26 protein-coding genes are annotated in these 23,758 nt (G+C 66.5%); 15 read left to right on the top strand and 11 right to left on the bottom strand.

What is annotated here, in order from left to right:
- The first annotated feature begins 56 nt into the window (after positions 1-56).
- The gene (gene typA / locus NNX34_RS01445; RefSeq protein ID WP_255764805.1) at positions 57-1,979 is read left to right on the top strand and encodes a translational GTPase TypA; all 1,923 of its coding nucleotides are present in this window, start codon (positions 57-59) and stop codon (positions 1,977-1,979) included.
- 113 nt (positions 1,980-2,092) lie between these two features.
- Entirely contained in the window at positions 2,093-2,425 is a 333-nt protein-coding gene (locus tag NNX34_RS01440) for a hypothetical protein (protein ID WP_255764804.1), read from the top strand.
- An 85-nt stretch (positions 2,426-2,510) separates the two neighbouring features.
- On the opposite strand, the gene NNX34_RS01435 is transcribed toward NNX34_RS01440, so the two are convergent.
- The gene (locus NNX34_RS01435) at positions 2,511-2,753 is read right to left on the bottom strand and encodes a hypothetical protein (protein ID WP_255764803.1); all 243 of its coding nucleotides are present in this window, start codon (positions 2,751-2,753) and stop codon (positions 2,511-2,513) included.
- A gap of 140 nt (positions 2,754-2,893) precedes the next feature.
- Here NNX34_RS01435 and fdxA point away from each other — a divergent pair, with 140 nt between their 5' ends.
- From fdxA to NNX34_RS01420, 3 genes are all read left to right on the top strand, one after another.
- Positions 2,894-3,217, top strand: a complete 324-nt coding sequence (gene fdxA / locus NNX34_RS01430) for a ferredoxin (RefSeq protein ID WP_227918473.1) — start codon at positions 2,894-2,896, stop codon at positions 3,215-3,217.
- Positions 3,214-4,389, top strand: coding sequence for a succinyldiaminopimelate transaminase (gene dapC, locus NNX34_RS01425; RefSeq protein ID WP_255764802.1), 1,176 nt, complete (start codon positions 3,214-3,216; stop codon positions 4,387-4,389). The genes fdxA and dapC overlap by 4 nt, the downstream gene beginning before the upstream one ends.
- Before the next feature lie 233 nt (positions 4,390-4,622).
- On the top strand, positions 4,623-5,915 hold the full coding sequence (locus NNX34_RS01420; RefSeq protein ID WP_255764801.1) for a citrate synthase: 1,293 nt from the start codon (positions 4,623-4,625) through the stop codon (positions 5,913-5,915).
- 140 nt (positions 5,916-6,055) lie between these two features.
- On the opposite strand, the gene galE is transcribed toward NNX34_RS01420, so the two are convergent.
- The 3 genes from galE to dapD all read right to left on the bottom strand — a co-directional run bounded on the left by galE (position 6,056) and on the right by dapD (position 8,993).
- A complete protein-coding gene (galE, locus tag NNX34_RS01415; protein ID WP_255764800.1) occupies positions 6,056-7,072 on the bottom strand; it encodes a UDP-glucose 4-epimerase GalE in 1,017 nt (338 codons plus the stop codon).
- Between the two features lie 61 nt (positions 7,073-7,133).
- On the bottom strand, positions 7,134-8,003 hold the full coding sequence (locus tag NNX34_RS01410; protein ID WP_255764799.1) for a hypothetical protein: 870 nt from the start codon (positions 8,001-8,003) through the stop codon (positions 7,134-7,136).
- Positions 8,004-8,015: 12 nt separating this feature from the next.
- Positions 8,016-8,993, bottom strand: a complete 978-nt coding sequence (gene dapD, locus NNX34_RS01405) for a 2,3,4,5-tetrahydropyridine-2,6-dicarboxylate N-succinyltransferase (RefSeq protein ID WP_255764798.1) — start codon at positions 8,991-8,993, stop codon at positions 8,016-8,018.
- A 33-nt stretch (positions 8,994-9,026) separates the two neighbouring features.
- Between dapD and dapE the strand changes: the two genes are divergently transcribed.
- Positions 9,027-10,118, top strand: a complete 1,092-nt coding sequence (gene dapE / locus NNX34_RS01400) for a succinyl-diaminopimelate desuccinylase (RefSeq protein ID WP_255764797.1) — start codon at positions 9,027-9,029, stop codon at positions 10,116-10,118.
- A 111-nt stretch (positions 10,119-10,229) separates the two neighbouring features.
- On the opposite strand, the gene NNX34_RS01395 is transcribed toward dapE, so the two are convergent.
- The 4 genes from NNX34_RS01395 to NNX34_RS01380 form a co-directional block, all read right to left on the bottom strand.
- Positions 10,230-11,135 (bottom strand): amino acid ABC transporter permease, encoded by a 906-nt coding sequence (locus tag NNX34_RS01395; RefSeq protein WP_255764796.1) that lies wholly within the window; start codon positions 11,133-11,135, stop codon positions 10,230-10,232.
- The gene (locus NNX34_RS01390) at positions 11,132-11,809 is read right to left on the bottom strand and encodes an amino acid ABC transporter permease (RefSeq protein WP_227918455.1); all 678 of its coding nucleotides are present in this window, start codon (positions 11,807-11,809) and stop codon (positions 11,132-11,134) included. The genes NNX34_RS01395 and NNX34_RS01390 overlap by 4 nt, the downstream gene beginning before the upstream one ends.
- Before the next feature lie 88 nt (positions 11,810-11,897).
- Positions 11,898-12,755 (bottom strand): glutamate ABC transporter substrate-binding protein, encoded by an 858-nt coding sequence (locus tag NNX34_RS01385; RefSeq protein WP_255764795.1) that lies wholly within the window; start codon positions 12,753-12,755, stop codon positions 11,898-11,900.
- A gap of 119 nt (positions 12,756-12,874) precedes the next feature.
- Positions 12,875-13,654, bottom strand: coding sequence for an amino acid ABC transporter ATP-binding protein (locus tag NNX34_RS01380; RefSeq protein ID WP_255764794.1), 780 nt, complete (start codon positions 13,652-13,654; stop codon positions 12,875-12,877).
- Positions 13,655-13,803: 149 nt separating this feature from the next.
- Between NNX34_RS01380 and NNX34_RS01375 the strand changes: the two genes are divergently transcribed.
- The 6 genes from NNX34_RS01375 (at position 13,804) to NNX34_RS01350 (ending at position 18,719) form a co-directional block, all read left to right on the top strand.
- Positions 13,804-14,571, top strand: a complete 768-nt coding sequence (locus NNX34_RS01375; RefSeq protein ID WP_255764793.1) for a TIGR00730 family Rossman fold protein — start codon at positions 13,804-13,806, stop codon at positions 14,569-14,571.
- 47 nt (positions 14,572-14,618) lie between these two features.
- Positions 14,619-14,957, top strand: coding sequence for a DivIVA domain-containing protein (locus tag NNX34_RS01370; RefSeq protein ID WP_255764792.1), 339 nt, complete (start codon positions 14,619-14,621; stop codon positions 14,955-14,957).
- Positions 14,954-15,532 carry a DNA-3-methyladenine glycosylase I gene (locus NNX34_RS01365; RefSeq protein ID WP_257794792.1) on the top strand — a complete coding sequence of 193 codons (579 nt, stop codon included), beginning with the start codon at positions 14,954-14,956 and terminating at the stop codon, positions 15,530-15,532. Before NNX34_RS01370 ends, NNX34_RS01365 begins: the two co-directional genes overlap by 4 nt.
- Positions 15,522-16,757, top strand: a complete 1,236-nt coding sequence (locus tag NNX34_RS01360; RefSeq protein ID WP_255764791.1) for a hypothetical protein — start codon at positions 15,522-15,524, stop codon at positions 16,755-16,757. Before NNX34_RS01365 ends, NNX34_RS01360 begins: the two co-directional genes overlap by 11 nt.
- A 146-nt stretch (positions 16,758-16,903) precedes the next feature.
- Positions 16,904-17,071, top strand: coding sequence for a DUF3117 domain-containing protein (locus NNX34_RS01355; protein ID WP_146361313.1), 168 nt, complete (start codon positions 16,904-16,906; stop codon positions 17,069-17,071).
- A 10-nt stretch (positions 17,072-17,081) separates the two neighbouring features.
- On the top strand, positions 17,082-18,719 hold the full coding sequence (locus NNX34_RS01350) for a M17 family metallopeptidase (protein ID WP_255764790.1): 1,638 nt from the start codon (positions 17,082-17,084) through the stop codon (positions 18,717-18,719).
- 33 nt (positions 18,720-18,752) lie between these two features.
- On the opposite strand, the gene map is transcribed toward NNX34_RS01350, so the two are convergent.
- Together map and NNX34_RS01340 are read right to left on the bottom strand one after the other, a co-directional pair.
- Positions 18,753-19,523 carry a type I methionyl aminopeptidase gene (gene map / locus NNX34_RS01345; protein ID WP_255764789.1) on the bottom strand — a complete coding sequence of 257 codons (771 nt, stop codon included), beginning with the start codon at positions 19,521-19,523 and terminating at the stop codon, positions 18,753-18,755.
- A gap of 50 nt (positions 19,524-19,573) precedes the next feature.
- Positions 19,574-20,209: an O-methyltransferase gene (locus NNX34_RS01340; protein ID WP_227918438.1), complete on the bottom strand. Its 636-nt coding sequence runs from the start codon at positions 20,207-20,209 to the stop codon at positions 19,574-19,576.
- 275 nt (positions 20,210-20,484) lie between these two features.
- Here NNX34_RS01340 and sigE point away from each other — a divergent pair, with 275 nt between their 5' ends.
- The 3 genes from sigE to NNX34_RS01325 are packed head-to-tail and all read left to right on the top strand — an operon-like array spanning position 20,485 to position 22,533.
- Positions 20,485-21,093, top strand: coding sequence for an RNA polymerase sigma factor SigE (sigE, locus tag NNX34_RS01335; RefSeq protein WP_227918437.1), 609 nt, complete (start codon positions 20,485-20,487; stop codon positions 21,091-21,093).
- Between the two features lie 3 nt (positions 21,094-21,096).
- Positions 21,097-22,026, top strand: a complete 930-nt coding sequence (locus NNX34_RS01330) for an anti-sigma factor (RefSeq protein WP_255764788.1) — start codon at positions 21,097-21,099, stop codon at positions 22,024-22,026.
- A 48-nt stretch (positions 22,027-22,074) separates the two neighbouring features.
- A complete protein-coding gene (locus NNX34_RS01325; RefSeq protein ID WP_255764787.1) occupies positions 22,075-22,533 on the top strand; it encodes a Sec-independent protein translocase TatB in 459 nt (152 codons plus the stop codon).
- 27 nt (positions 22,534-22,560) lie between these two features.
- Here NNX34_RS01325 and NNX34_RS01320 read toward each other — a convergent pair whose 3' ends face one another.
- On the bottom strand, positions 22,561-23,757 hold the full coding sequence (locus tag NNX34_RS01320; protein WP_255764786.1) for an Mrp/NBP35 family ATP-binding protein: 1,197 nt from the start codon (positions 23,755-23,757) through the stop codon (positions 22,561-22,563).
- Position 23,758 lies beyond the last annotated feature (1 nt).

The following is a 23,758-nucleotide window of genomic DNA, read 5'->3' as shown; positions in this document are numbered from 1 at the left end:
ATCCGGCCGAAAAAGATACACCCCGAACTGATCTCCTATGAATTGAGTCCTCACGCATGTCAGAAACCAACACGGCTGTAAATACCGCAGTACGAAGCGATCTCCGCAACGTTGCGATTGTGGCCCACGTTGACCACGGTAAGACGACTCTCGTCGACGCCATGCTGAAGCAGACGAACTCGTTTGCCGCCCACGGAGACGTGGAAGACCGCGTGATGGACTCCGGTGACCTGGAGCGCGAAAAGGGCATCACCATCCTGGCCAAGAACACCACCGTGTTCTACAACGGTCCGGCCGCCAAGGGCGAAACCATCACCATCAACGTCATCGACACCCCCGGCCACGCCGACTTCGGCGGCGAGGTCGAGCGCGGCCTGTCCATGGTCGACGGCGTTGTGCTGCTTGTTGACGCTTCTGAAGGCCCGCTGCCCCAGACCCGCTTCGTGCTGCGCAAGGCGCTGGCTGCGAAGCTGCCGGTAGTCCTCCTGGTTAACAAGACCGACCGTCCCGATGCCCGGATCGACGAGGTTGTCAGCGAGTCCATGGACCTGCTGCTCGGCCTGGCCTCCGACCTTGCGGACGAAGTCCCGGACCTTGACCTTGACCTGGTCCTGAACGTCCCCGTTGTCTACGCCGCCGCCCGCGTCGGTGCAGCCTCCCTGGAGCAGCCGGCCGACGGCTCAGCCCCCGCGAATGACAACCTGGAACCGCTGTTCCAGACGATCATCGACCACATCCCGGCTCCTACGTACGACCCCGAGGGTGTCCTCCAGGCGCACGTCACCAACCTGGATGCCTCCCCGTTCCTTGGCCGCCTGGCCCTGCTGCGTATCTTCAACGGCACCCTGCGCAAGGGCCAGACCGTTGCCTGGGCCCGCCACGACGGCACCATGAAGACCGTCAAGATCACCGAACTGCTGGCGACCAAGGCACTGGACCGGGTTCCGACCGAATCCGCCGGACCCGGCGAGATCGTTGCTGTCGCCGGTATCGAGGACATCACCATTGGTGAGACCCTGACCGACGTCGACAACCCCAAGCCGCTGCCGCTGATCACCGTGGATGATCCCGCGATCTCCATGACCATCGGTATCAACACCTCGCCGCTGGCCGGCCGGGTCAAGGGTGCCAAGGTTACGGCCCGCCAGGTCAAGGACCGCCTCGACAAGGAACTGATCGGCAACGTGTCGCTGAAGGTCCTTCCGACCGAGCGTCCGGACGCCTGGGAAGTCCAGGGCCGCGGCGAGCTCGCGCTGGCCATCCTGGTGGAGCAGATGCGCCGCGAAGGCTTCGAGCTGACCGTTGGCAAGCCGCAGGTTGTCACCAGGATCGTTGACGGCAAGGTCAACGAGCCGATGGAGCACATGACCATCGACGTACCCGAGGAATACCTGGGCGCCGTCACGCAGCTGATGGCCGTCCGCAAGGGCCGGATGGTCAACATGGCCAACCACGGCACCGGCTGGGTCCGCATGGAATTCATCGTTCCCGCCCGTGGCCTGATCGGCTTCCGCACCAAGTTCCTCACGGAAACCCACGGTGCAGGCATCTCCTCGTCCATCGCCGAGGGCTACGAGCCCTGGGCCGGTCCGATCGAGTACCGTACCAACGGTTCGCTGATCTCCGACCGCTCCGGGGTCGTTACCCCGTTCGCAATGATCAAGCTGCAGGAACGCGGCTCCTTCTTCGTGGAGCCCACCTCCGAGGTTTACGAGGGCATGATCGTCGGCGAGAACTCCCGCGCCGATGACATGGATGTGAACATCACCAAGGAAAAGCAGCTCACCAACATGCGTGCCGCTTCCTCGGATACCTTCGAGAACCTGACCCCGCCGCGGAAGCTCACCCTGGAAGAGTCGCTCGAATTCGCCCGTGAGGACGAATGCGTAGAGGTCACTCCGGAGTCCATCCGCATCCGCAAGCTGGTCCTGAACGCGAACGACCGTGCCAAGGCCAACCGCGCCCGCGCCAAGGCCTAGTCATTTCCACCACGGCTGAAACCGGCAAGAGGTCCCCGCGCTGGCGGGGGCCTCTTGCGGCCGTTGCCGGCGGGATCCTGGCCGCGCTGCTGGGCACGTCCCTGCACGGCCACGTGGTGTATGCGGGCGACGACGGACTGCCCGTCGGTGCGTTGCTGGCCGTAGTGTTCAGCGGTGCCGTCGCCTTGCTGGTCGGCCTCTGGCAGCGCAGTGCACTGCTGAGTGCCGTCACCGGCGTGATCACCTACCTGGTGCTGGGGCTCTTTTCCCTGGACCTCGTCAGTGAGGTACCGCTGATCGTGACCGGTTCCTCCGCTCCGGAGCAGCCGCCGGTAGTGACCGCCGGACTGGTGTGGCTCTTCGGGCAGGCTTTGGCCACCGTCGCAGCTGTGCTGGTCTGCGCACGCGTGCTCGGCCGGGACCGGGCAGCCGGGACCGCCGCCTAAGGCATCCGCAGAACTTCAAGAGTGTGTAAAAAGGCCGCTGGAACATTGTGTTCCGGCGGCCTTTTTGCATGGGATTTGCATGGGGTTAAAGCGGACGTGTACGCGCAGCTCGGCGCGGGGGAGCGGGCGGGACGGTTTTGGCCGCCGTAACCAGCGGATACGCGATGGGGACCTCGCCGCGCCGGGTGGAGACCGTACAGCCGTCCGTCCCGACGTCGCTGAGGGTGCCCAGCGCGTCCGTGAAGCCGCCGTCGATCCGGTAGCGGACCACCACGCGGACGCCGGGCTGCAGGCCGCGCAGCAGCGCGGCAGGGTCTTCGGGCGTCATCCCTCCATCCTACGGCGGCGCCGGCGTCACCGGGACGCTCCGGCTGGGAGATAATGGACAAGGCTACTAACGTGGAACCAACACCCAGCGATCCGCCGTCCCTTGAGGCCGACGGTCCGCAGATCAGGAAGGCAAGGGACGTGACGTACGTAATTGCGCAGCCGTGCGTGGATGTAAAAGACAAGGCATGTATCGAAGAATGCCCCGTGGACTGCATCTATGAAGGCGAACGCTCCCTCTACATCCACCCGGACGAATGTGTTGACTGCGGGGCCTGCGAACCTGTCTGCCCGGTGGAGGCCATCTACTACGAAGATGACACTCCCGAGGAATGGGCCGAGTACTACAAGGCCAATGTCGAGTTCTTCGACGTCCTGGGCTCGCCCGGCGGCGCCGCCAAGGTAGGCAACACGCACACGGACCACCCGATCATCGCGGCCCTGCCGCCGCAGAACCAGGCATGAGCGCCGCGGCGTCCCGGGCCTTCGGGCTGGACCTGCCGGAATACCCCTGGGACGCCATGGCGCCCTACCAGCGCCGGGCAGCAGAGCACCCTGACGGAGCGGTGAACCTGTCCATCGGCACCCCCGTGGACCCGACGCCCCCCGTCGTCCGTGACGCGCTGGCAGCGGCTTCGGATGCCCCGGGCTATCCCACTACGCACGGCACCGCGGACCTGCGCGCCGCCGTCGTTGACTGGTTTGCCCGCCGCCGGAACGTGTCCGGGCTGGATCCGGCCGCCGTGCTGCCCACCGTGGGTTCGAAGGAACTCGTGGCCTGGCTCCCGCTGCTGCTCGGGCTGGGGGAGGGCGACGTCGTTGTCCGCCCCGTGGTGGCTTACCCCACCTACGATATGGGGGCGGTCTTCGCCGGCGCGACGGCGGTAGCGGCGGACCACCTCTCCGACCTGGACGAGCAGACGCGTTCCCGCGTACGGCTGGTCTGGGTGAACTCTCCGGGCAACCCCACCGGCATTGTGCGTTCCGCCCAGTCGCTGCGCACCCTCGTCGAAGAGGCCCGCGCCCTGGGCGCAGTGGTTGCCTCGGACGAATGCTATGCCGAACTGGGCTGGGGCCAGTGGGATCCCGCTGAAGGCGGCGAACCCGTCCCCAGCATCCTGGATCCGCGGATCAGCGGCGGAAGCACCGAGAACCTGCTCGCGGTGTACTCCCTGAGCAAGCAGTCCAACATGGCCGGTTACCGCGCCGCGTTCACAGCCGGAGATCCGGCGCTGATCGCCAACCTGGTCAACAGCCGGAAGCACGCCGGAATGATCGTCCCCGCGCCGGTGCAGGCCGCCATGGCCGCAGCGCTGCGCGACGACGCGCATGTGGCGGCGCAGAAGGACCGCTACCGCGCCCGCCGCAACCTGCTCGTCCCGGCATTGGAGGCGTTCGGCCTGAAAATCGAGCACTCGGAAGCCGGGTTGTACCTCTGGGCGAGTGCCGGCGAGGACACCTGGACCACCGTGGCCCGTTTCGCGGAACTGGGAATAGTGGTGGGCCCCGGCGTTTTCTACGGCGACGCCGGTGCCGGCTTCGTCCGGATTGCCCTCACCGGCACGGACGAGGGCATCCGGGCAGCCGCCCAGCGCCTGCACGCGGGGTCCGCGCCGGGCGGCCTGCAGCGCGGATAGCCCCGGCGCCCGGACCCCCGGACGGCGGAGGTGCCGCGGAGGAATAGTATTGGGCACTGCACCGTAAATACTGCGCCCAGCGATGTTGCGCTTGTACAACAGTGCCCGCCTCGATTAGTGGTAAGGGCACTGAAACCGGTAGCGTTTTAGCGAAATAGTTTAGTGGAATGCACTATGTCCGCCGGAAGCGGATGTACATAGCGGCGGTTTCGAAAACTCCTAAAGGAGAATTAATGACTGAGCAACCAAGTGCCAAGCTCCAGTACGGGCCAAACCCGGAAGACGAGCTTGTACTGCCCCGCGTTGCCGCAGCTGAAGGAAACAACGGTTACGACGTTTCCAAGCTGCTGAAGCAGACCGGCACCGTCACTTTTGACCCCGGCTTCATGAACACGGCGGCCACCACCTCCGCGATCACCTACATCGACGGCGACGAGGGCATCCTGCGCTACCGCGGGTACCCCATTGAGCAGCTGGCAAAGCACTCGAGCTTCCTCGAGACCTCGTACCTGCTGATTTACGGGGAACTGCCGACGCCCACCGAGCTGGAGAACTTCGACCAGCGGATCCGTCGCCACACCATGCTCCATGAGGACCTCAAGGGCTTCTTCGGCGGATTCCCGCGCGACGCGCACCCGATGCCGGTCCTGTCTTCGGCGGTCAGTGCGTTGTCCACCTTCTACCAGGACTCCCTGGACCCGTTCGACGAAGAACAGGTGGAGCTCTCCACGGTCCGCCTGATGGCAAAGCTGCCCGTGATCGCGGCCTACGCGCACAAGAAGTCCATCGGCCAGCCGATGCTCTACCCGGACAACTCCATGAACCTCGTAGAGAACTTCATGCGGCTGTCCTTCGGCCTGCCGGCAGAGCCGTACGAAATCGATCCGGACCTGGTCAAGGCCCTGGACCTGCTGCTGATCCTGCACGCGGACCACGAGCAGAACTGCTCCACCTCCACGGTCCGTCTGGTGGGCAGCTCCAACGCCAACATGTTCGCTTCGGTTTCGGCCGGCATCAGCGCCCTCTTCGGGCCGCTGCACGGCGGGGCCAACGAGGCAGTGCTGAACATGCTGCGCGACATCCAGGCCACCGGCATGCAGCCGGAGACCTTCATGGAAAAGGTCAAGAACAAGGAAGACGGCGTGAAGCTCATGGGCTTCGGGCACCGCGTCTACAAGAACTACGACCCGCGTGCCAAGATCGTCAAGGCCACCGCCCACGACATCCTGGCCAAGCTCGGCGGCAACGACGAGCTGCTGGACATCGCCATGCGCCTGGAAGAGAAGGCACTGGCGGATGACTACTTCATCGAGCGCAAGCTCTACCCGAACGTGGACTTCTACACCGGCCTGATCTACAAGGCCATGGGCTTCCCGGAGAAGATGTTCACGGTCCTGTTCGCCATTGGCCGCCTGCCGGGCTGGATTGCCCAGTGGCGTGAAATGATGCAGGACCCGCAGACGAAGATCGGCCGCCCGCGCCAGCTCTACACGGGCGCCCCGGAGCGCAACTACCCGCAGCGCTGATCGGTTTGTAAGACACACGAAAAAGGGAAGGTCCCCGGAGAAATCCGGGGACCTTCCGTTTTTCGTGTTGAACGCTTACAGCCCCGTCAGCACGGTTTCTGCGCGTAGGCCGGGCAGCGGTGCTGACGGGGCTGGAAGCCCTACGGGGCGGTGTAGCCCTCGGGGTTGTTCTTCTGCCAGCGCCAGTGGTCCTCGCACATGCTTTCCAGCGTGCGTTCAGCCCGCCAGCCGAGGTCGGCGTGCGCTGCGGCAGGGTCGGCGTAGCTTACGGCGGCATCTCCCGGGCGGCGCTCGGCGAACTCGTACGGGATTTCCTTGCCTGCGGCGGCGGAGAAGGCGGAGAGGACTTCCAGGACGGAAGAGCCGTTGCCCGTGCCCAGGTTCCAGCGGTGCACGCCGGGGGCCTCGCCCAGGTAGTTGAGCGCGGCGAGGTGGCCTGCGGCGAGGTCCACTACGTGGATGTAGTCGCGGACGCCGGTGCCGTCCGGTGTGGGGTAGTCATTGCCGAAAACCATCACCTTTTCGCGGCGGCCGACGGCAACCTGCGCCACGAACGGCAGCAGGTTGTTCGGGACGCCGGTGGGATCCTCGCCGATCCGGCCGGACTCGTGGGCCCCGGCAGGGTTGAAGTACCGCAGCAGGGCGACGCTCCAGCGTTCATCGGCGGCACCGAGGTCGCTGAGGATGTCCTCGATCTGCTCCTTGGTGCGCCCGTAGGGGTTCACGGCATCCATGGGAGAGTCCTCGGTGAGGGGAACCTCTTCGGATGCGCCGTAGACGGTGGCGGACGAGCTGAAGACGATGGTCCGGACATTATGCCGGTCCATGGCGTGGAGGAGGTTGATGGTGCCGACCACGTTGTTGGTGTAGTAGTACAGCGGCTTAGCCACCGATTCTCCCACTGCCTTCAACCCGGCGAAGTGGATGACCGCATCGATGGAGCGGCCGTCGAAGGCCGCTTCGAGCGCCGCTTCATCCAGCAGGTCGGCCTTGATGAATTCCGCCTTGCGGCCGGACAATTCCTGGACCCGCCGCAGTGATTCCTCGTTTGAATTCTGGAGGTTGTCCAGGACCACCACATCGTGGCCCGCTTCGAGGAGGGCGAGAGTGGTGTGGGATCCGATATAGCCGGTGCCACCGGTGACTAGAATGCGCATGGTTCTAAGCCTAAACGCTTCCTCGTCCGTATCCGCGGCGGCGGTGCCCCGGCGGGACCGTTTATTCGGCGGGGAGACTGAACGCGGTGACGGCCACCTGGCCGGGTACGGCGTCCGATTCCGCCCAGACGGCGGTACCCCGGTGCCAGGTCCGGCCGTCGTAGGCCACGGACTCGATCCCCAGCGTCTTGGCATTGGCGACGAACCACTGGGCCACGGACCAGCCGTAGGCACCCTCGACGTCGGCCAGATAGAGCGGGCCCAGCACGGACCCGTTCAGCGGTCCGTAGATTTCCTCGACGGCGGCAGCGCTCACCGCGGGATCGGCGGATTCGGCCGGCGCCCGCAGGGTGCAGGAGAGGGCGGTGGGGGTCTGTCCGGTCAGCGCCGAAGCGAAGGCACGGGCAGGGCCCTCATGCTTGGCGTACGCGTCCGGGAAGGCGCTGCGCTGGACCGCCTGGGCCGCTTCCGTGATCGGGAGCTCCAAGTACCCCGGGACCTGCTCCAGGCCGTTGTAGAAGGCGGTGGCGGCGTAGGCGGGGTCCATGACCTGCGCCTCGCTGCCCCATCCCTGCGACGGGCGCTGCTGGAAGAGCCCCCGGGAGTCCGGGCCGGCGTCGTCGCCGTAATCCACGTTGCGCAGCCCCGATTCCTGCAGGGCAGTGGCCAAGGCAATGGAGACGGCGCGCGGCGGCAGCCCGCGGGCCACCGCCACCCCGGAAATGATCGAGGCGTTCGCCGCCTGTTCCAGCGTCAGCCAGTATTCCGCGCCGCCCACGACGGCCACGCAGCGTTCAGTGATCACCGGTGCCTGCTTCTTTCCCGAGAGCGCGGAGACAGCGAACAAGGCGGCGAACGCCGCCACGCACAGCACCAGCAGCAGGACCAGCACCCGGAAGGAACGGGTTTCATGCTGCTGGAGCAGTTGCATGGCGTCCGGCCGCTAGTTCGCGTGCAGCGCGGAGTTCAGTTCCACGGTGCGTCCGTTGCGGGGCAGTGCCTCCACCGCACCGGTGGCGGAATTGCGGCGGAACAGCAGGTTCGGCACGCCCGAGAGTTCAGCGGCCTTCACCAGGCGGGGCTCGCCGCCGTCGAGGACGCTGACCCGGGTGCCGGCCGTCACGTACAGCCCGGCCTCCACCACGCTGTCGTCACCGATGCTGATGCCGACGCCGGAGTTCGCGCCCAGGAGGACACGTTCGCCCAGGGTGATCTTTTCCTTGCCGCCGCCGGAGAGGGTGCCCATGATGGAGGCGCCGCCGCCGACGTCCGTCCCGTCGCCCACCACTACTCCGGCGGAGATGCGGCCTTCGACCATGGAGGTGCCGAGGGTGCCGGCGTTGAAGTTGACGAAGCCTTCGTGCATCACGGTGGTGCCTTCGGCGAGGTGGGCGCCGAGGCGGACCCGGCCGGCGTCGGCAATGCGGACGCCGGAGGGCAGCACGTAGTCGGCCATGCGGGGGAACTTGTCCACCCCGTAGACCGTCACGGTGCCGCGGCTGCGCAGCCGCAGGCGGACCGCCTCGAAGTCGGCCACCGCGCACGGTCCGTGGTTGGTCCAGACCACGTTGGGCAGGGCGGCGAAGATGCCGTCAAGGTTGATGGTGTTCGGCTGGACCAGGCGGGCCGAGAGCAGGTGCAGGCGGAGGTAGGCATCGGCTGTGTCGGCGGGGGCGGCGTCGAGGTCGATCCGGGCTTCCAGCACTTCGCCGTGGGTGCCGCGGATACCGTCGGCCATGGCAACGGCGGCGGCATCGAGATCCTCTTTCAGGGCCTCGTCGAAAGCGGCATCACCCAGCAGGGGCTGGGGGAACCAGACATCGAGCACGACGCCGTCGGAGGTTACGGTGGCCAGGCCGAGGCCTGAGGCAGTACGGGTGTCGGGCGTTTCAGCGGGTGTGGGGGCAGCGCTTACAGTCATGGTTCCCAGTCTACCGAGCGGTACTGTGGGAGGGTGACTGATGCATCTGTGCCCTCCTTGGATCTTTTCGGCGACGTCGCGGACCTGACCGCGGCCCTGATGGACTTCGAGAGCGTTTCCGGAAACGAAACCGCCCTGGCGGATGCCGTCGAGACCGCTCTCCGTACCTGCCCCCACCTCGAAGTGTCCCGTGACGGGGACTCCGTGGTGGCCCGGACCCGGCTCGGCCGGGCGGAGCGGATCATCCTTGCCGGCCACCTGGACACCGTGCCGCTGCCGACGGTGCCGGGCTCGCGCGGAACCGTACCGTCGACGTGGGACGGGGACGTCCTCTACGGCCGCGGTGCCACCGACATGAAGGGCGGGGTGGCGGTCCAGCTGGCCCTGGCTGCCGCCCTCACCGAGCCCGCCAGGGATATCACCTACGTGTTTTACGACCACGAAGAAGTCGAGGCTTCCCTCAGCGGACTCGGCCGGTTGGAGCGCAGCCATCCGGACTGGCTGAAGGCGGACTTCGCCGTCCTCCTGGAGCCGACCAACGGAACCGTGGAGGGCGGCTGCAACGGCACCATGCGCTTCCATGCCACCACTACGGGCCGTGCCGCGCATTCCGCACGGGCCTGGATGGGGGAGAACGCCATCCACGCCGCGGCGGACATCCTGGTGCGGCTGCGCGACCACAAACCGGCCACGGTGAACGTCGAGGGCCTGGATTTCCGTGAGTCCCTGAACGCCGTCCGGATCTGGGGCGGGACGGCGGGCAACGTGATTCCGGATGCGGCCACCGTCGAAATCAACTACCGCTTTGCCCCGGACAAGGGCATCGAGGAAGCCGAAGCCTACGTCCGGGAGCTGCTTTCGGGGTTCGACGTCGTGCGCACCGACGCGGCGGCCGGCGCCCGGCCGGGGCTGACCCTGCCGGCCGCTGCGTCCTTCGTGGCCGCGGTGGGCGCCGAGCCGAAACCGAAATACGGCTGGACCGACGTCGCCCGCTTCAGTGCGCTGGGGATTCCCGCCGTGAACTTCGGCCCCGGGGACGCGCTGCTGGCGCACACCGATAACGAACACGTGCACGCCGCCGCCGTGAGGGAGTGCCTGGCGGCACTTCGGTCCTGGCTGAGCTAGGCCGGCCGCGGGTTCCGCCCCGTCGATTGAGGGCTTAGGCAGCAAAAGAGGAGAGGACCGGCAGGTGCCGGTCCTCTCCTCTTTTCGTTGGCTGTGTGGTTCCGGGTGCGGTTACTTTCCGGCACCCTTCGCCGGTGCGGCAGCCGGAACCGGGGCTTCGATGCCCTCGGGCTCGATCGTGTCTTCGATCTTCAGCACCTTGCCGGCCCGTGCACCCAGGCGCCGGGAGAGGCGCTGGGCGGCAAACGTGAGCAGCCAGTTGAGGGCAATGAAGATCGCTGCGGTGACCAGCAGCGCGGGCAGGATGTTGCCTTCGCCCGCAGCCAGGCGGCGTGCGTAGTCCAGCAGCTCGGTGTAGCCGATGAAGGTACCCAGCGCGGAGTCCTTCAGGATGACCACGAACTGGCTCAGCAGCGCCGGCAGCATGGCCACCAGCGCCTGCGGCATCTCGATGCTGCGCAGCGACTGGCCCGGCGTCAGGCCGATGGCCAGCCCGGCCTCGCGCTGGCCCTTCGGGAGACCGAAGACGCCGGAGCGGACCAGTTCCGCGATCACCGAACCGTTGTACAGGGTGAGGGCTATGACAACCGCGAAGAAGGGGACCTGCGCGGGCTCCACGGAAGTGGACTTGGAGAGGAACTGGTAGAAGAACACCATCATCAGCAGCACGGGAACCGCGCGGAAGAACTCCACCACGAGCCCGCAGGCCCAGCTGATCGGCTTGAAAGGCGAAAGGCGCCCGATGCCGAAGAGCAGGCCGAAGACAATCGACGTCACCACGGCCACGGCGGCAGCCTTCAGCGTGGAGAGCAGTCCCGGGAGCATGAAGTACTCCCAGGTCCGCCATTCCAGGAAGGGCGTCCATTTGGCGGCGTCGAACTGGCCCTTGTCCGCCAGCCCGGAGATCGCCACCCAGAGCAGCGCTGCGATCAGCAGCACGCCCAGGATGTTGCCGACCATGATGTTCCGGCGGGCCTTGGGCCCGGGGGCATCAAACAGGACATTCTGTGCGCTCATCGTGCGACCGCCAGTTTCTTCGAGGCCCAGGTGGTGAGCAGGCCGATGGGGATAACGATGATGACGTAGCCGATGGCAAAGGTCAGGAAGATCTGCGTCATCAGGTTCGGATTGAACTCGATCATGGTCTTCATCATGCTGGAGGTCTCCAGGGCGACGCCGGCCGTGGCGGCCACGGTGGTGTTCTTCACCAGGGCGATCAGCACGTTGCCCATCGGGGCGATGGCGCCGCGGAAGGCCTGCGGCATGATGACCAGCCGGGCTGCTTCCAGGAAGCCCAGGCCGATGGCCCGGGCGGCCTCAGCCTGTCCCAGCGGAACCGTGTTGACGCCGCTGCGGATGGCTTCGCAGAAGAACGCTGCGTGGTAGACAGTCAGCGACAGCACGGCAAGGCGGAAGAAGTTGGTGGTGAAGTCGCTGGACAGGCTGACATTCAGCTGCGACCACAGCGCCAGCGAGCCGAACACCATGATGATGGTCAGCGGGGTGTTGCGGAAAATGTTGACGTAGGCGGCACCGAACCACTGCAGGCTGGGGATCGGCGAGATCCGCATCAGTGCCAGGACGGTACCGAGTATCAGCGACCAGAGCGCCGCCCAGAAGGCAAGCTGGATATTGACCCAGAAAGCGCCGAGGACGTCGTACTGCTCGAAGAGGGCAGTAAAACCCTCCATGTTTCACCTCTTTACGGTGGAAGAAAGCCCGCAGCGGGGAAGCCGGAGATTATCGCCGGCTTCCCCGCTGGGGTGGAACGTGCAGGAACTAGGCGCAGGCGTCAGGCGTCGGCGGGTTCAGGTCTTCGTTGAAGGTGTAGTCGGCGCCTTCGGTGTTCTTCTTGATGGCTTCCTCCCACGCACCGTCCTGGACCATCTTGGTGATGGCGGCGTTGATGTCCTCGCACTTGACGATGCCGCCTTCCTTCGGCAGGCCGACACCGTACTTCTCCTCCGAGAAGGTGTTGCCGACAACCTTGAACTGGCCCTTGTTGGCGTCAGTGGAGGCCAGGCCGGCAAGGATGATGTCGTCAGTGGTGACGGCGTCAATGGAGCCGCCCTGCATGGCGGTCACGCACTCGGCGTAGCTCGGCTGCTCCAGCAGGTTCACGCCGGCGGCGTAGTTGTCCTTGATCTTCTGTGCGGAGGTGGAGCCGGTGACGGAGCAGAGGTTCTTGCCGTCCAGGTCCTCGGGACCGCTGATGTCGCTGTCGACGGGAACCAGGAGGTCCTGGCCGGCCACGAAGTACGGTCCTGCGAAAGCAACCTTTTCCTTACGGGCATCGGTGATGGAGTAGGTTGCGAAGATCATGTCCAGCTGGTCATTTTCCAGCATGTTCTCGCGCTGGGCGGAGGGGCTGGAAATGAACTCGATCTGGTCCTCGGGGTAGCCCAGCTCGTTGGCGACGTATTTGGCGACGTCGACGTCGAAGCCGGCGTAGTTGCCGCCCTCGTCGAAGCCCAGGCCCGGCTGGTCGAACTTGATGCCGATACGGATCTGCTCGCCGGAGCCTTCGGTGGCGCCTTCGCTGCTGCCGGATTCGGAACCGGAATCGCCGCCGCAGGCGGACAGGGTCAGGGCTGCAACTGCGGCGATGGCCGCAGCGGCGTAACGGGTCTTGCGCATGTTTTCTCCTTGCATTGCGGTCCTCCGCGCAAAAGCGGAGGACCTAGCCTCATAAGGGGTTGCTGCCTGCTGGTGAAACCCCGGTACTGCTGGTGGAGCGTGTAGTGCTTGGAACGGTTCTAGTGGGAGAGGATCTTGCCCAGGAAGTCCTTGGCGCGGTCGCTCTTCGGGTTCGTAAAGAATTCCTCGGGAGTGGCTTCTTCGACGATCTGTCCGTCGGCCATGAAGATCACCCGGTCCGCGGCCTTGCGGGCGAAGCCCATTTCGTGTGTAACGACCACCATGGTCATGCCGTCCTTCGCCAGGCCCACCATGGTGTCCAGCACCTCGTTGATCATTTCCGGATCGAGGGCGGAGGTGGGCTCGTCGAAGAGCATGACCTTCGGCTTCATGGCCAGCGCGCGGGCAATGGCTACGCGCTGCTGCTGGCCGCCGGAGAGCTGCGCCGGAAGCTTGTTGGCCTGGTTCGCAACGCCCACACGCTCAAGCAGTTCCATGGCCAGTTTCTTGGCCTCGGCGGGCTTGGACTTGCGGACCTTGACCGGTCCGAGGGAGACGTTGTCCACGATGGACTTATGCGCGAAAAGGTTGAACGACTGGAAGACCATGCCGACGTCGGCGCGCAGCTTGGCAAGCGCCCTGCCCTCGGACGGCAGGACGGCGCCGTCAACGGTGATTTCGCCGTCGTCGATGGTTTCGAGGCGGTTGATGGCACGGCACAGCGTTGACTTGCCGGACCCGGAAGGCCCGATCACCACCACTACCTCGCCGCGGGCGATGTCGAGATTGATGTTCTGCAGGACATGGAGGTCCCCGAAATGCTTGTTCACGTTCTTCAGCGAAACGAGCGGTGCAGCGGATTCAGGCACGGATCTACCTGGGGATGTGTCACTGGTCATAAGGAAAATCTAACCATTGATTATTGCCGGCGTGTGTCACGGGCCACCCGGGCACGTAATTGTGACGTAAGCGCAACCTGCCCGGAGCTAACCGTCGGCGATGGGCCCGGCCGCGTTGCCAGCGGCGCCATCACCGCTAGCCTAGAGGCATGCCTATCAGCGATGCCTCCAGTCCCATGTCCGAGCGTCCGCGCAAGCGGGGGCCGGTGGAGCTGCGCCGGGGCGCAGCCCTGACCCCTCAGTCGGACCGTTTCCTGCTGGACTCGGCGGGCACCACCCATTTCACGCATACCGACCCGTGGCGGGTGCTGCGGATCCAGAGTGAGTTCGTGGAAGGCTTCGGTACGCTGTCCGAGCTGGGTCCTGCCGTAAGCGTGTTCGGTTCTGCCCGCAGCGTTCCGGGATCGCGCTATTACAAGCTCGGGGAAGAGGTTGGCAGGCTGCTGGCTGAAGCGGGCCTCGCGGTGATCACCGGGGGAGGGCCCGGCTCCATGGAAGCCGCCAACAAGGGGGCCGTGGGGGCGGACGGCCTGTCCGTGGGCCTCGGGATAGAACTTCCCTTCGAGACCGGCCTGAACGAGTGGGTGGATCTGGGGGTCAATTTCCGGTACTTCTTCGTGCGCAAGACGATGTTCGTCAAGTACGCGCAGGGGTTCATTGTCCTGCCGGGCGGGTTCGGCACCCTGGATGAGCTTTTCGAGGCCATGACCCTGGTGCAGACGCAGAAGGTGACTTCCTTTCCGATCGTGCTGATCGGCACCGAGTTCTGGAATCCGCTGCTGGGCTGGATCCGCGAAACGCTGCTGGCGGAGGGCATGGTCGGAGAAGCGGACCTCGAGCTGCTGCACGTAGTGGATGACCCGGCGGACGCGGTGCGGCTGATGATCGCGGACAGTGCAGGACACGTTTCGCCCTAGCCGGACGGCCGCCGCCCGGGACCGGCCCCGTCTGGCACCATGGTCCTGTGACACTCCTCCTGGTCTTCCTTGCCATCGCCGTGCTGGGCCTGGCCACCGTATTCGGCATCGGCCGGCTGCGCCCGGGCTCCGCCGGCACCGTGCCGGCCACGGTACAGGGCCTGCCGGAGCCGGATCCCCGGCTCCCGCCCGTATTGCTGCCTGAGCACCCTGTTGCCGGCGACGTTTCCCGGCTGCGGTTCTCCGTGGCCCTGCGCGGCTACCGCATGGACCAGGTGGACACGGTTCTGGACCGGTTCGCCGCAGCACTCGAAGAACGCGACGCCCGGATCCGCGCGCTCGAAGCAGCGGGCCGGAGCAACCTTCCCGACGGAGAAGCGAATTGACTGCCGTGCCGGGTGCGGACGGGCGGCTGCGCTGCGGCTGGGCGCTGGCCAGCGAGGACTACCAGCACTATCACGACACGGAATGGGGGCGTGCCGTGGAGGGCGAAGCTGCCCTCTTCGAGCGCCTGAGCCTGGAAGCCTTCCAATCCGGCCTCAGCTGGATCACTATCCTGCGCAAGCGCGAGGCCTTCCGCGCCGCGTTCGCCGGTTTCGACCCGCAGGCCGTGGCGGCCTTTGACGACGCCGACCGGGCGCGGCTGCTGTCCGATGCGGGCATTGTGCGCAACGCCGCCAAAATCGATGCCGTGATCAACAACGCCCGTGCGCTGATGGAGCTGCCGGAGCATGAAAGCCTCGGCAGCCTGCTGGAACGGTACCGTGCTCCGGCAGACCGGCCCGCGCCGCAGGCACTGGCCGACGTCCCGTCCGCCACGGCGGAATCCGCGGCGCTGGCCAAGGACCTGAAAAAACGGGGTTTCCGGTTCGTCGGGCCGATCACCGCCTACGCGATGATGCAGGCCACCGGTTACGTCAATGACCACCTCGGAACCTGCTGGGTGCGTCATGGAAACTGAATCAGCTGAAAGGTCCTCCGTGAACCTCCGGGCAAAGACGGTGCCGAGCCGTGCCGCTGCCGCTGTCCAGCGGTGGCCGTGGTACCTCCAGGTCCTTGCCTTGTGGCTGGGGGCCCGCCTGTTTTCCTATGCCGTGCTCGCCGCCACCGCCCGGTTCCAGCCGGCAGGCCCGTGGTGGGACGCATCGCCGTCGTACTGGGACTTCATCAACATCTGGGACGCCGAGTGGTATTTCCGGATCTTCTCCGACGGCTATCCCGACAGCGTGCCGCGGGATGCGGCGGGCAATGCCGTGGAAAACGAGTGGGCCTTCTACGCACTTTTCCCGCTGCTGGTGCGGGGGCTCGACGCCGTAACCGGCCTGGGCTGGAACGTCCTGGCCCCCGTGGCCGCCACGGCGGCGGGCTTTGCCGCAGCGCTCGTCATTTACCGGCTCTTCCGGCTGCGGGCCGGGAAAGGCACCGCCATGTGGGGAGTGCTCTTCGTGGCGGTCTTCCCGGTGTCCCCGATCCTGCAGATTCCCTACGCCGAGTCGCTGAACCTGCTGCTTCTTTCCGGCGCCCTGTACCTCTTCCTGGCCGGGCGCTACCTCACCGCCATCCCGGTGGTGGCCCTGATGTGCCTCTCCCGGCCGGTGGGCGTTCCCTTCGCGCTCGCGGTGGGGTTGGTGCTGGTGGTGCGGTTCCTGCGACGCGGGCGGGTGCCGTTCCCTGCCGGTGAGGCGTGGCGGCTCACCGCCCTGGCTGCGGGAGCAGGCTTCTCCGCGCTGGCCTGGCCGGTCATCGCCTGGGTGTCCACCGGAGACATCCGCGCCTACACGGATACGGAAAGTGCCTGGCGCTTCGGGGACCTCGTTCCCTTCAAACCCTGGCTCACCATGTCCCAGCACCTTTTGGGGCCGCTGTTCGGCCCCGTGGCGCTGGTGGTACTGGTCGCAGGCGCCGCGCTCTACCTGATGTCCCCGCCCGTCCGGCGGCTCGGCCTGGAGCTGCAGCTGTGGTGTGCAAGCTATCTGCTTTACCTGCTGGTATTCCTGAACCCGCAGACCAGCACGTTCCGCCTTCTGCTGCCGCTGTTTCCGCTGGCGCTCGCGACAGCCTGGCTTAGCCGGTCCAGGGCCTACCGGGGGACCGTCGCGGTCGCCTTCGCGGTCCTGCAGACTGTCTGGGTGGTATGGCTGTGGCGGTGGACGCAATTACCCGGCGGCGGGGACTATCCACCCTGATTTGTGGCACGCAACACACGAAATTTCGTTTGCCCGGTACTTGTGCGGAATAATGACAGCAATTGCCGGGCGAATATTTTACTTCCATCGGCAGCGGATTACAGGTGGTCCGGGTAAACCGGGCGCTGTGAAAGGGGAATCTCGAAATGGCTGCGATGAAACCAAGGACGGGCGACGGGCCCATGGAGGTTACAAAGGAGGGGCGCAGCCTCATTTTGCGGGTGCCGATAGACGGCGGCGGGCGCCTGGTGGTTGAGCTGAATGTAGAAGAAGCAGGGAAGTTGAAAGACTGCCTTCTGGGCGTTACGGGCTAGCCTTTAATTCATGCAGCTGCCTCCGAAGCCAACAGACCGGACCGGATCCGTTCCGGCGTCGCCCTATGTCACCGCATCGCTGCCGGGAGTCACTGCCCTGGCTGCGTTGAATGCACGGACCGGGGAGGCGGAGTCCGGGACCGGACTGCATCCGGTCCCGGATGAAGGCGTGGACGTCCTGGCCGTGGCCATGACGCCGGCGCCGGACGGCTCCGGGCGGGAAGACGCCGACGAGGCAGCAAACCCGGTTCCCCAGCCGCGGCGCGGTGCCGTCGAAGCGGCGCTGCGGTACGGCGCCGACGTCGCTGACCGGGCCCGCCGCGCCAAAGTCACGGGCAGGGCGGGGGAGATCCTTGTGATCGAGCCGCCCCGCGGTGCTGCGGACCTGCCCGGAAAACTGATCTATGTTGGTGCCGGCGACGAGTCCGGGCCTGCGCTGCGGCGCGCCGGTGCCTCGCTGGCCCGTGCCACCATGGGCGCCAAGCGGGTGCGCGGAAGCGTGGTGGACGGGCTGGAACCGTCCGCCCAGGAAGCTTTCCTTGAGGGCTTCCTGCTCGGAGGCTACCGGCCGCCGCGTGCGGGTATCACCGAACCGCCGGCACCGATTGCGGAACACCTGGAACTGACCGGGCTGGACGCAGCGGCCGCCGAACGTGCCACGGTTACCGCACGGGCAGTGTGGACGGCCCGCGACCTGACCAACACGCCTGCCGAGACGGCCACGCCGGACTGGATGGCGGCACAGGCACGGATGATTGCCGGCCGCAGCGGGCTTCAGGTACGGGTCCGCGACGAGAACGATCTGCGCGCCGAAGGATTCGGCGGGCTGCTGGCCGTGGGCGGCGGATCCGAGCATCCGCCGCGGCTGGTCGAGGCCACTTACCAGCCCGAGGGCGGGGACCTGCCGCACGTTGTCCTCGTGGGCAAGGGCATTACCTTCGATTCCGGCGGCATTTCGCTTAAGCCGCGGGACGCCATGATGACCATGAAGACGGACATGGCAGGTGCGGCGGCAGTCCTGGCCGTGGCCGAGGCGGCAGCCGCGTTGAAGCTTCCCGTAAAGGTCACCGCGGTGCTGGCTTTGGCCGAGAACGCCATCGGCGCAGCTTCCTACCGGCCCGCCGACGTCGTGACCACCTACAACGGGACCACCGTCGAAGTGGGCAACACCGACGCCGAGGGCCGGATGGTCCTGGCGGACGCGATGGCCTATGCCGCCGCAGAGCTGGCCCCGGACGTGCTGGTGGACGTCGCCACCCTCACCGGTGCGGCGGCCCTGGGTCTTGGCATGCACCACGCAGCACTGTTCGGCAATGCACCGGGACTGCTCGCCCGGCTGGAGGCGGCAGGGAAGGCCTCCGGCGACGCCGTGTGGCAGCTGCCGCTGGTGGCGGAATACGGCTTTGTGCTGGACTCCGACATCGCCGACGTTTCCCACATAGCGCCGGTGCAGGCGAAATTCGGTGCCGGGGCGATTGTTGCCGCCCTGTTCCTGGAGAAATTCACCGGCGGCGTTCCGTGGGCACATATCGATATCGCCGGACCGGCACGTGCCAATAAGGACAGCCGGGAACTCACCAAGGGCGCGACAGGCTTCGGCGTGCGTCTTTTGCTGTCCTATCTTGCCGGCTTGGGCCGGACCGCCTGACAGGAGCGGTTTCGCCGTTGCTTTGGCCGTGCGCTACTTCGGCAGCGTGAGGATTTCGGCCCCGTCGTCGGTGATGGCGACCGTGTGCTCGCTGTGCGCCGTCCGGCAGCCTGTTGCACTGCGCAGGGTCCAGCCGTCGGCGTCGGTCACCAATTCCGCGGTGTCCGCCATGACCCACGGTTCCAGGGCCAGCAGCAGTCCGGGGCGCAGCTTGTAGCCGCGGCCCGGCCGCCCGGAGTTCGTGATGTGCGGGTCCTGGTGCATCGTGGAACCGACGCCGTGCCCGCCGAACTCGGTATTCACGGGATATCCCGCATCAGTAAGGACAGTTCCAATGGCAAAGGAAATGTCCCCGATGCGGGCGTCGGGACGGGCCGCCGCTATTCCAGCGGCCAGTGCCCGTTCGGTCACGGCGATCATTGCGGCGCTCTCCGGGGAGGGGGCCTTGCCGACGATGAAACTGATGGCCGAGTCTGCAACGATTCCCTTGAGTGATACCGCAAGGTCCAGTGTCAGCAGGTCGCCGTCGGCCAGGACGTAGTCGTGCGGAAGTCCGTGCAGCACGGCATCGTTGACGGACGTGCAGATGTAGTGGCCAAACGGCCCGCGTCCGAAGGACGGCGCGTAGTCGACGTAACAGGACTTGGCACCGGCCTCGAGGATCATGGTCCTGGCCCACCGGTCGATGTCCAACAGGTTGGTTCCCACCGTGCTGCGGGCCTTGATCGACTGCAGGATGTCGGCGACCAGGGCGCCTGTCTTCCTTGCCCGGGACAACTCGTCGGGGTTGAGGATCTCGATCATGTGGCACCTTTCCTGGGAGCCCTGCGTGCGGGCCGCTTTGGTGAGGCTGGCTAAGCGGTTTTCACGGCCAGCAGGAGGCCGTCACCGGTGGGCAGCAAGGCGGAGGCGAGGTCTTCGTTCTCCCGGATGGCCTTGCCCACCTTGCGCATGGTGTTGGTGGTGGCTTCGCGGACAGCCGGATCCGCTACCTTGCCGTGGTCCAGCGCGTCATTGACCACCAGCAGGCCGCCGCGCTTGAGCAGCCGCACCGCCTGGTTCACGTAGAGCGGGAAAGAGGGCTTGTCTGCGTCGATGAACACCATGTCGTAGGCGGCGTCCGTGAGGCGGGGGAGCACCTCGGCCGCGCGGCCGGAGATGGTGCGGGTCCGGTTGCCCGGGATGCCGGCCTCCGCATAGGCCTCGCGCGCCGCCCGGAGGTGGTCGACGTCGGAATCTATGGTGGTCAGCACCGCGTTGCGGCCCAGGCCGCGCAGCAGGCAGACGCCCGAAACGCCGGCTCCGGTGCCGACTTCCACAACCGTGGTGGCCTTGCTCGCAGCGGCCAGTACGGTCAACGCCGCACCTACGCCACTGGAAACAGCGCTGACGCCCAGCTCATAGGACCGTTCACGCGCACGGATCAGGACCTCATCCTCGGTAGGCAGTGCCTCCGTGTAGGACCAACTGGTCTGCTTGTCGGCGCGCATGGGTTTTTCACTTTCGGTCCGGAGGAATTCCTGCTCAGACAAGCTTAAGGCCAACGGGCGCAGAACCGGGTACGCACTGCCGCGCCTGCCTTGTCCCGGTACTAAAGGCGTGCTAACAGCCAACTCCCAGATTGATGCGTAAACATTGTTAATCAGTGATAAACGGCCCTCCAAGCGACCCTGGGCCCACCCGGATTCCTTGGACCCGACGGGAACTGCCCGGGCACACCGGGACTGCACTGGCGGCACGCAGGTTGTAAGGAAGGAGGAAGACTATGGCAACGACGCCGGACACAGCAGCCGCGGACATGGCTGCGGAGTGGGTACGACCCACTTGGGAGGAAGTGGTCCAGGCGCACTCGGCGAAGGTATACCGGCTGGCCTATCGGCTGACCGGAAACAAGCACGACGCCGAGGACCTGACCCAGGAAGTCTTCGTCCGGGTTTTCCGCTCGCTGGCCAACTTCCAGCCCGGCACCCTCGACGGCTGGCTGCACCGCATCACCACCAACCTCTTCCTTGACCAGGCCCGGCGGCGCAGCAGGATCCGTTTTGACGGCATGACCGAGGAAACCTCCAGCAGGCTGCCCAGCAACGGCCCGGGCCCGGAGCGAAGCTTCGAATTCAATAACCTTGACGTGGACATTGCCCGCGCCTTGGAGGAGCTGCCGCCCGACTTCCGCGCCGCCGTTGTCCTGTGCGATCTGGAGGGGCTTTCCTACGACGAAGTCGCCCGCGTATTGGACGTCAAACTGGGCACTGTCCGGTCCCGGATCCACCGCGGCCGGGCGATGCTGAAGGAAAAGCTTGCCCACCGGAACCCGCAGGTGCCGCCGGTTACCCGTCCGCTGCTCAACCTGCCCCGAGTCGCGGGAGCCAGCTGAATAGTGCGACACCCCAAACGGCATTTACGGAACTACATCGACGGCGAAACAACCCCGCAGCGCGAGCAGGCCATTGACGCACACCTGTCCCGCTGTGCCTCGTGCCGTGCCGTCGTCGCTGAGGAGCGCCGGCTGCGCAGCCGGCTGCGTTCCTTCCGGGTGCCCGATGCCGGTCCGGAACTTTCCGCCCGGATCGCAGGACGCGTGACGGCATTGCAGTCCGGCTGTCCGGAATCCGAAGCGGGTCAGCCCGGGGCGCCGGCCAAGGCGCTTGACCGGCGCAGCCACGCCGTGGCCGCAGTCGGGGCGGTAGCAGCTGCCGGGGCGGTGCTGCTTGGCGGCGCCTATTTTGCGGGCAGCATCCTCGAGGTTCCTGCGCAGGCCGGTGCACGTGCCGCCATGGCCGCCGGCTGGGAGGAAGTGGCCCAAAGCGGCAACCTCGAAGCCGAGCAGCTGCAGCTGCTCCGTGCACATGGCTGGACCTGCCCGGAACTGGCGGATCTGGGATTGAAACTGGAGTCCGCCCGGTCCCTCCGGGTCCAGGGGCGTCCCGCCGTGGAAATGACCTTCGCAGCAGACGGAGAGCAACTGCGGCTTGTGGAACAGCACCCGCTGCCGGGAGAGGATCGCCAGCCCGTAATCAACGCCATGACCGGCCGGCCCGTCTCCGAAGACGGGTTCTCGGTTGCGGGTTCGCAGGCCGGCCCGGCGGTCTTCGGATCGGCGGAGCATCCCGGACAGAAGGTCGTGGCAGCCGGCAGCGTCACCTATACCTTCGAGTCCAGCCAGCCGGAGAAATCGCTGCCCCGGGCGGTGGAGGAGCTTTCCCTGCTCGAATCCGCCCGCCTCGCCCGCACCGGCGACGATGCCGAGCCGATGGAACGCATTGTGCGGGGCCTTTCCATGTTCACGCGTACGGGCTGGAGCCTCTAGGGGAGCAGCGAGTAGCTCCCCGCTCCCGGGAAAAGGTAGTCTTCAAGAGTGGTAGGAATCAACGGTTACGAGTTCATCCTTCTGGCAATAATCGCCGTGGTGATACTAGGTCCCGAACGCCTGCCCGAATACGCCTCGCAGCTGGCCCGGCTGGTGCGGGAAGTGCGGCGGATGGCATCCGGCGCCCGTGAACAGCTGCGTGAAGAAGTGGGCCCCGAGATCGACGAAGTGGACTGGCGGAAGCTGGATCCACGGCAGTACGACCCGCGGCGCATCATCAAGGAAGCGTTGCTGGATGATTTCGACGACGCCGCCAAAGCGGTGAGCGGACGGCCGTCCGCAGCGCCCGCTCCGCCGGTTTCCGCCGCCCAGCCTGCGGCGGCTTCTGCCGTAGCCTCCCCGGCCGCCGCTGCCTCCCCGGCAGCAGCGAGCCGGCCGCCTGCGGTGAAACCGCTGGAACGCCTTGCCGCGGGCCAGCCTGCACCGTTCGACATCGAAGCAACGTAAGGCTGAGACCGGGCTGCCGCCCGCTGCCTAGACCGGGCTGACCCCGAGGCTGCGGCCGGCCAGGCCGCGCGGCCGGTGTGCCAGCTCCCGGGCAATCCGCCGCAGTTCGGCTGCGGCAGTCTCTCCGCCCGCCGGGGTGTTCCCCTCTGCATCGTCAGTGCCGTCAGCGGTTGCCGCACCGGCGTCGGCCAGTACTACCGGCAGGCCGCCGTCGCCGCCTTCGCGGAGGGCTACGTCGAGGGGGATGCTGCCCAGCAGCGGAACCGGATAGCCCAGGGTGTCGCCCAGCCGCCCGGACACCGCCGCGCCTCCGCCGGAGCCGAAGACCTCCAGGCGTTCGCCGCCGGGCAGCGCGAGCCAGGACATATTCTCGATCACGCCGGTGACCTTCTGCCCGGTCTGCCGGGCAACGCTGCCGGCGCGTTCAGCGACGTCCGCCGCGGCGCTCTGCGGTGTGGTGACCAGCAGGATCTCCGACCCCGGCAGGAGCTGTCCCACGGAAATGGCGATGTCCCCGGTGCCGGGAGGCAGGTCCAGGAAGAGGACGTCCAGGTCCCCGAAGTACACATCGGTCAGGAACTGCTCCAGGGCACGGTGCAGCATGGGTCCGCGCCAGGCCACCGGCTGGTTGCCGTCCACGAACATGCCGATCGAGATGGTCTTGATGCCGTAGGCCACCGGGGGCAGGATCATCTCATCCACGCGGGTGGGCGGCCGGGTGATTCCGAGGAGGCCGGGAACGGAGAACCCGTGGACATCGGCGTCGACAATGCCCACGCGCAGCCCGAGCGAGGCCATGGCCGCCGCGAGGTTGACCGTGACGCTGGACTTGCCCACGCCGCCCTTGCCGCTGGCCACGGCGTACACGCGGGTCAGGGAATCGGGGCGGTTGAAGGGGATGGTCCGCACCGGATCGCCGCCGCGCAGCCGGTCCTTGAGCGCGTTGCGCTGCTCCGGAGTCATAACGTCCAGGAACACGTCCACAGTGTTCACTCCGGGAACCGCGGCAAGTGCGCGTTCGACGTCGGCCGTGATGGTGTCCCGCAACGGACAGCCGGCAATCGTGAGCAGGACCTCGACTGCCACTGAGCCCCCGGCGCCTAGCCGCACCTCCTTGAGCATCCCGAGTTCGGTGATGGGCCGGCGCAGTTCCGGGTCCTGGACGGTGTCCAGGGCGCGGAGTACCTGCGCTTCCAACGCGGAAGCTGGTTCGGATACTGGCACG

This window comes from Arthrobacter sp. zg-Y1116 (assembly GCF_024385485.1).
GTDB lineage: Bacteria > Actinomycetota > Actinomycetes > Actinomycetales > Micrococcaceae > Arthrobacter_B.
Note: the sequence above shows the minus strand (reverse complement) of the source record. Positions and strands in the feature narration are given on the sequence as shown.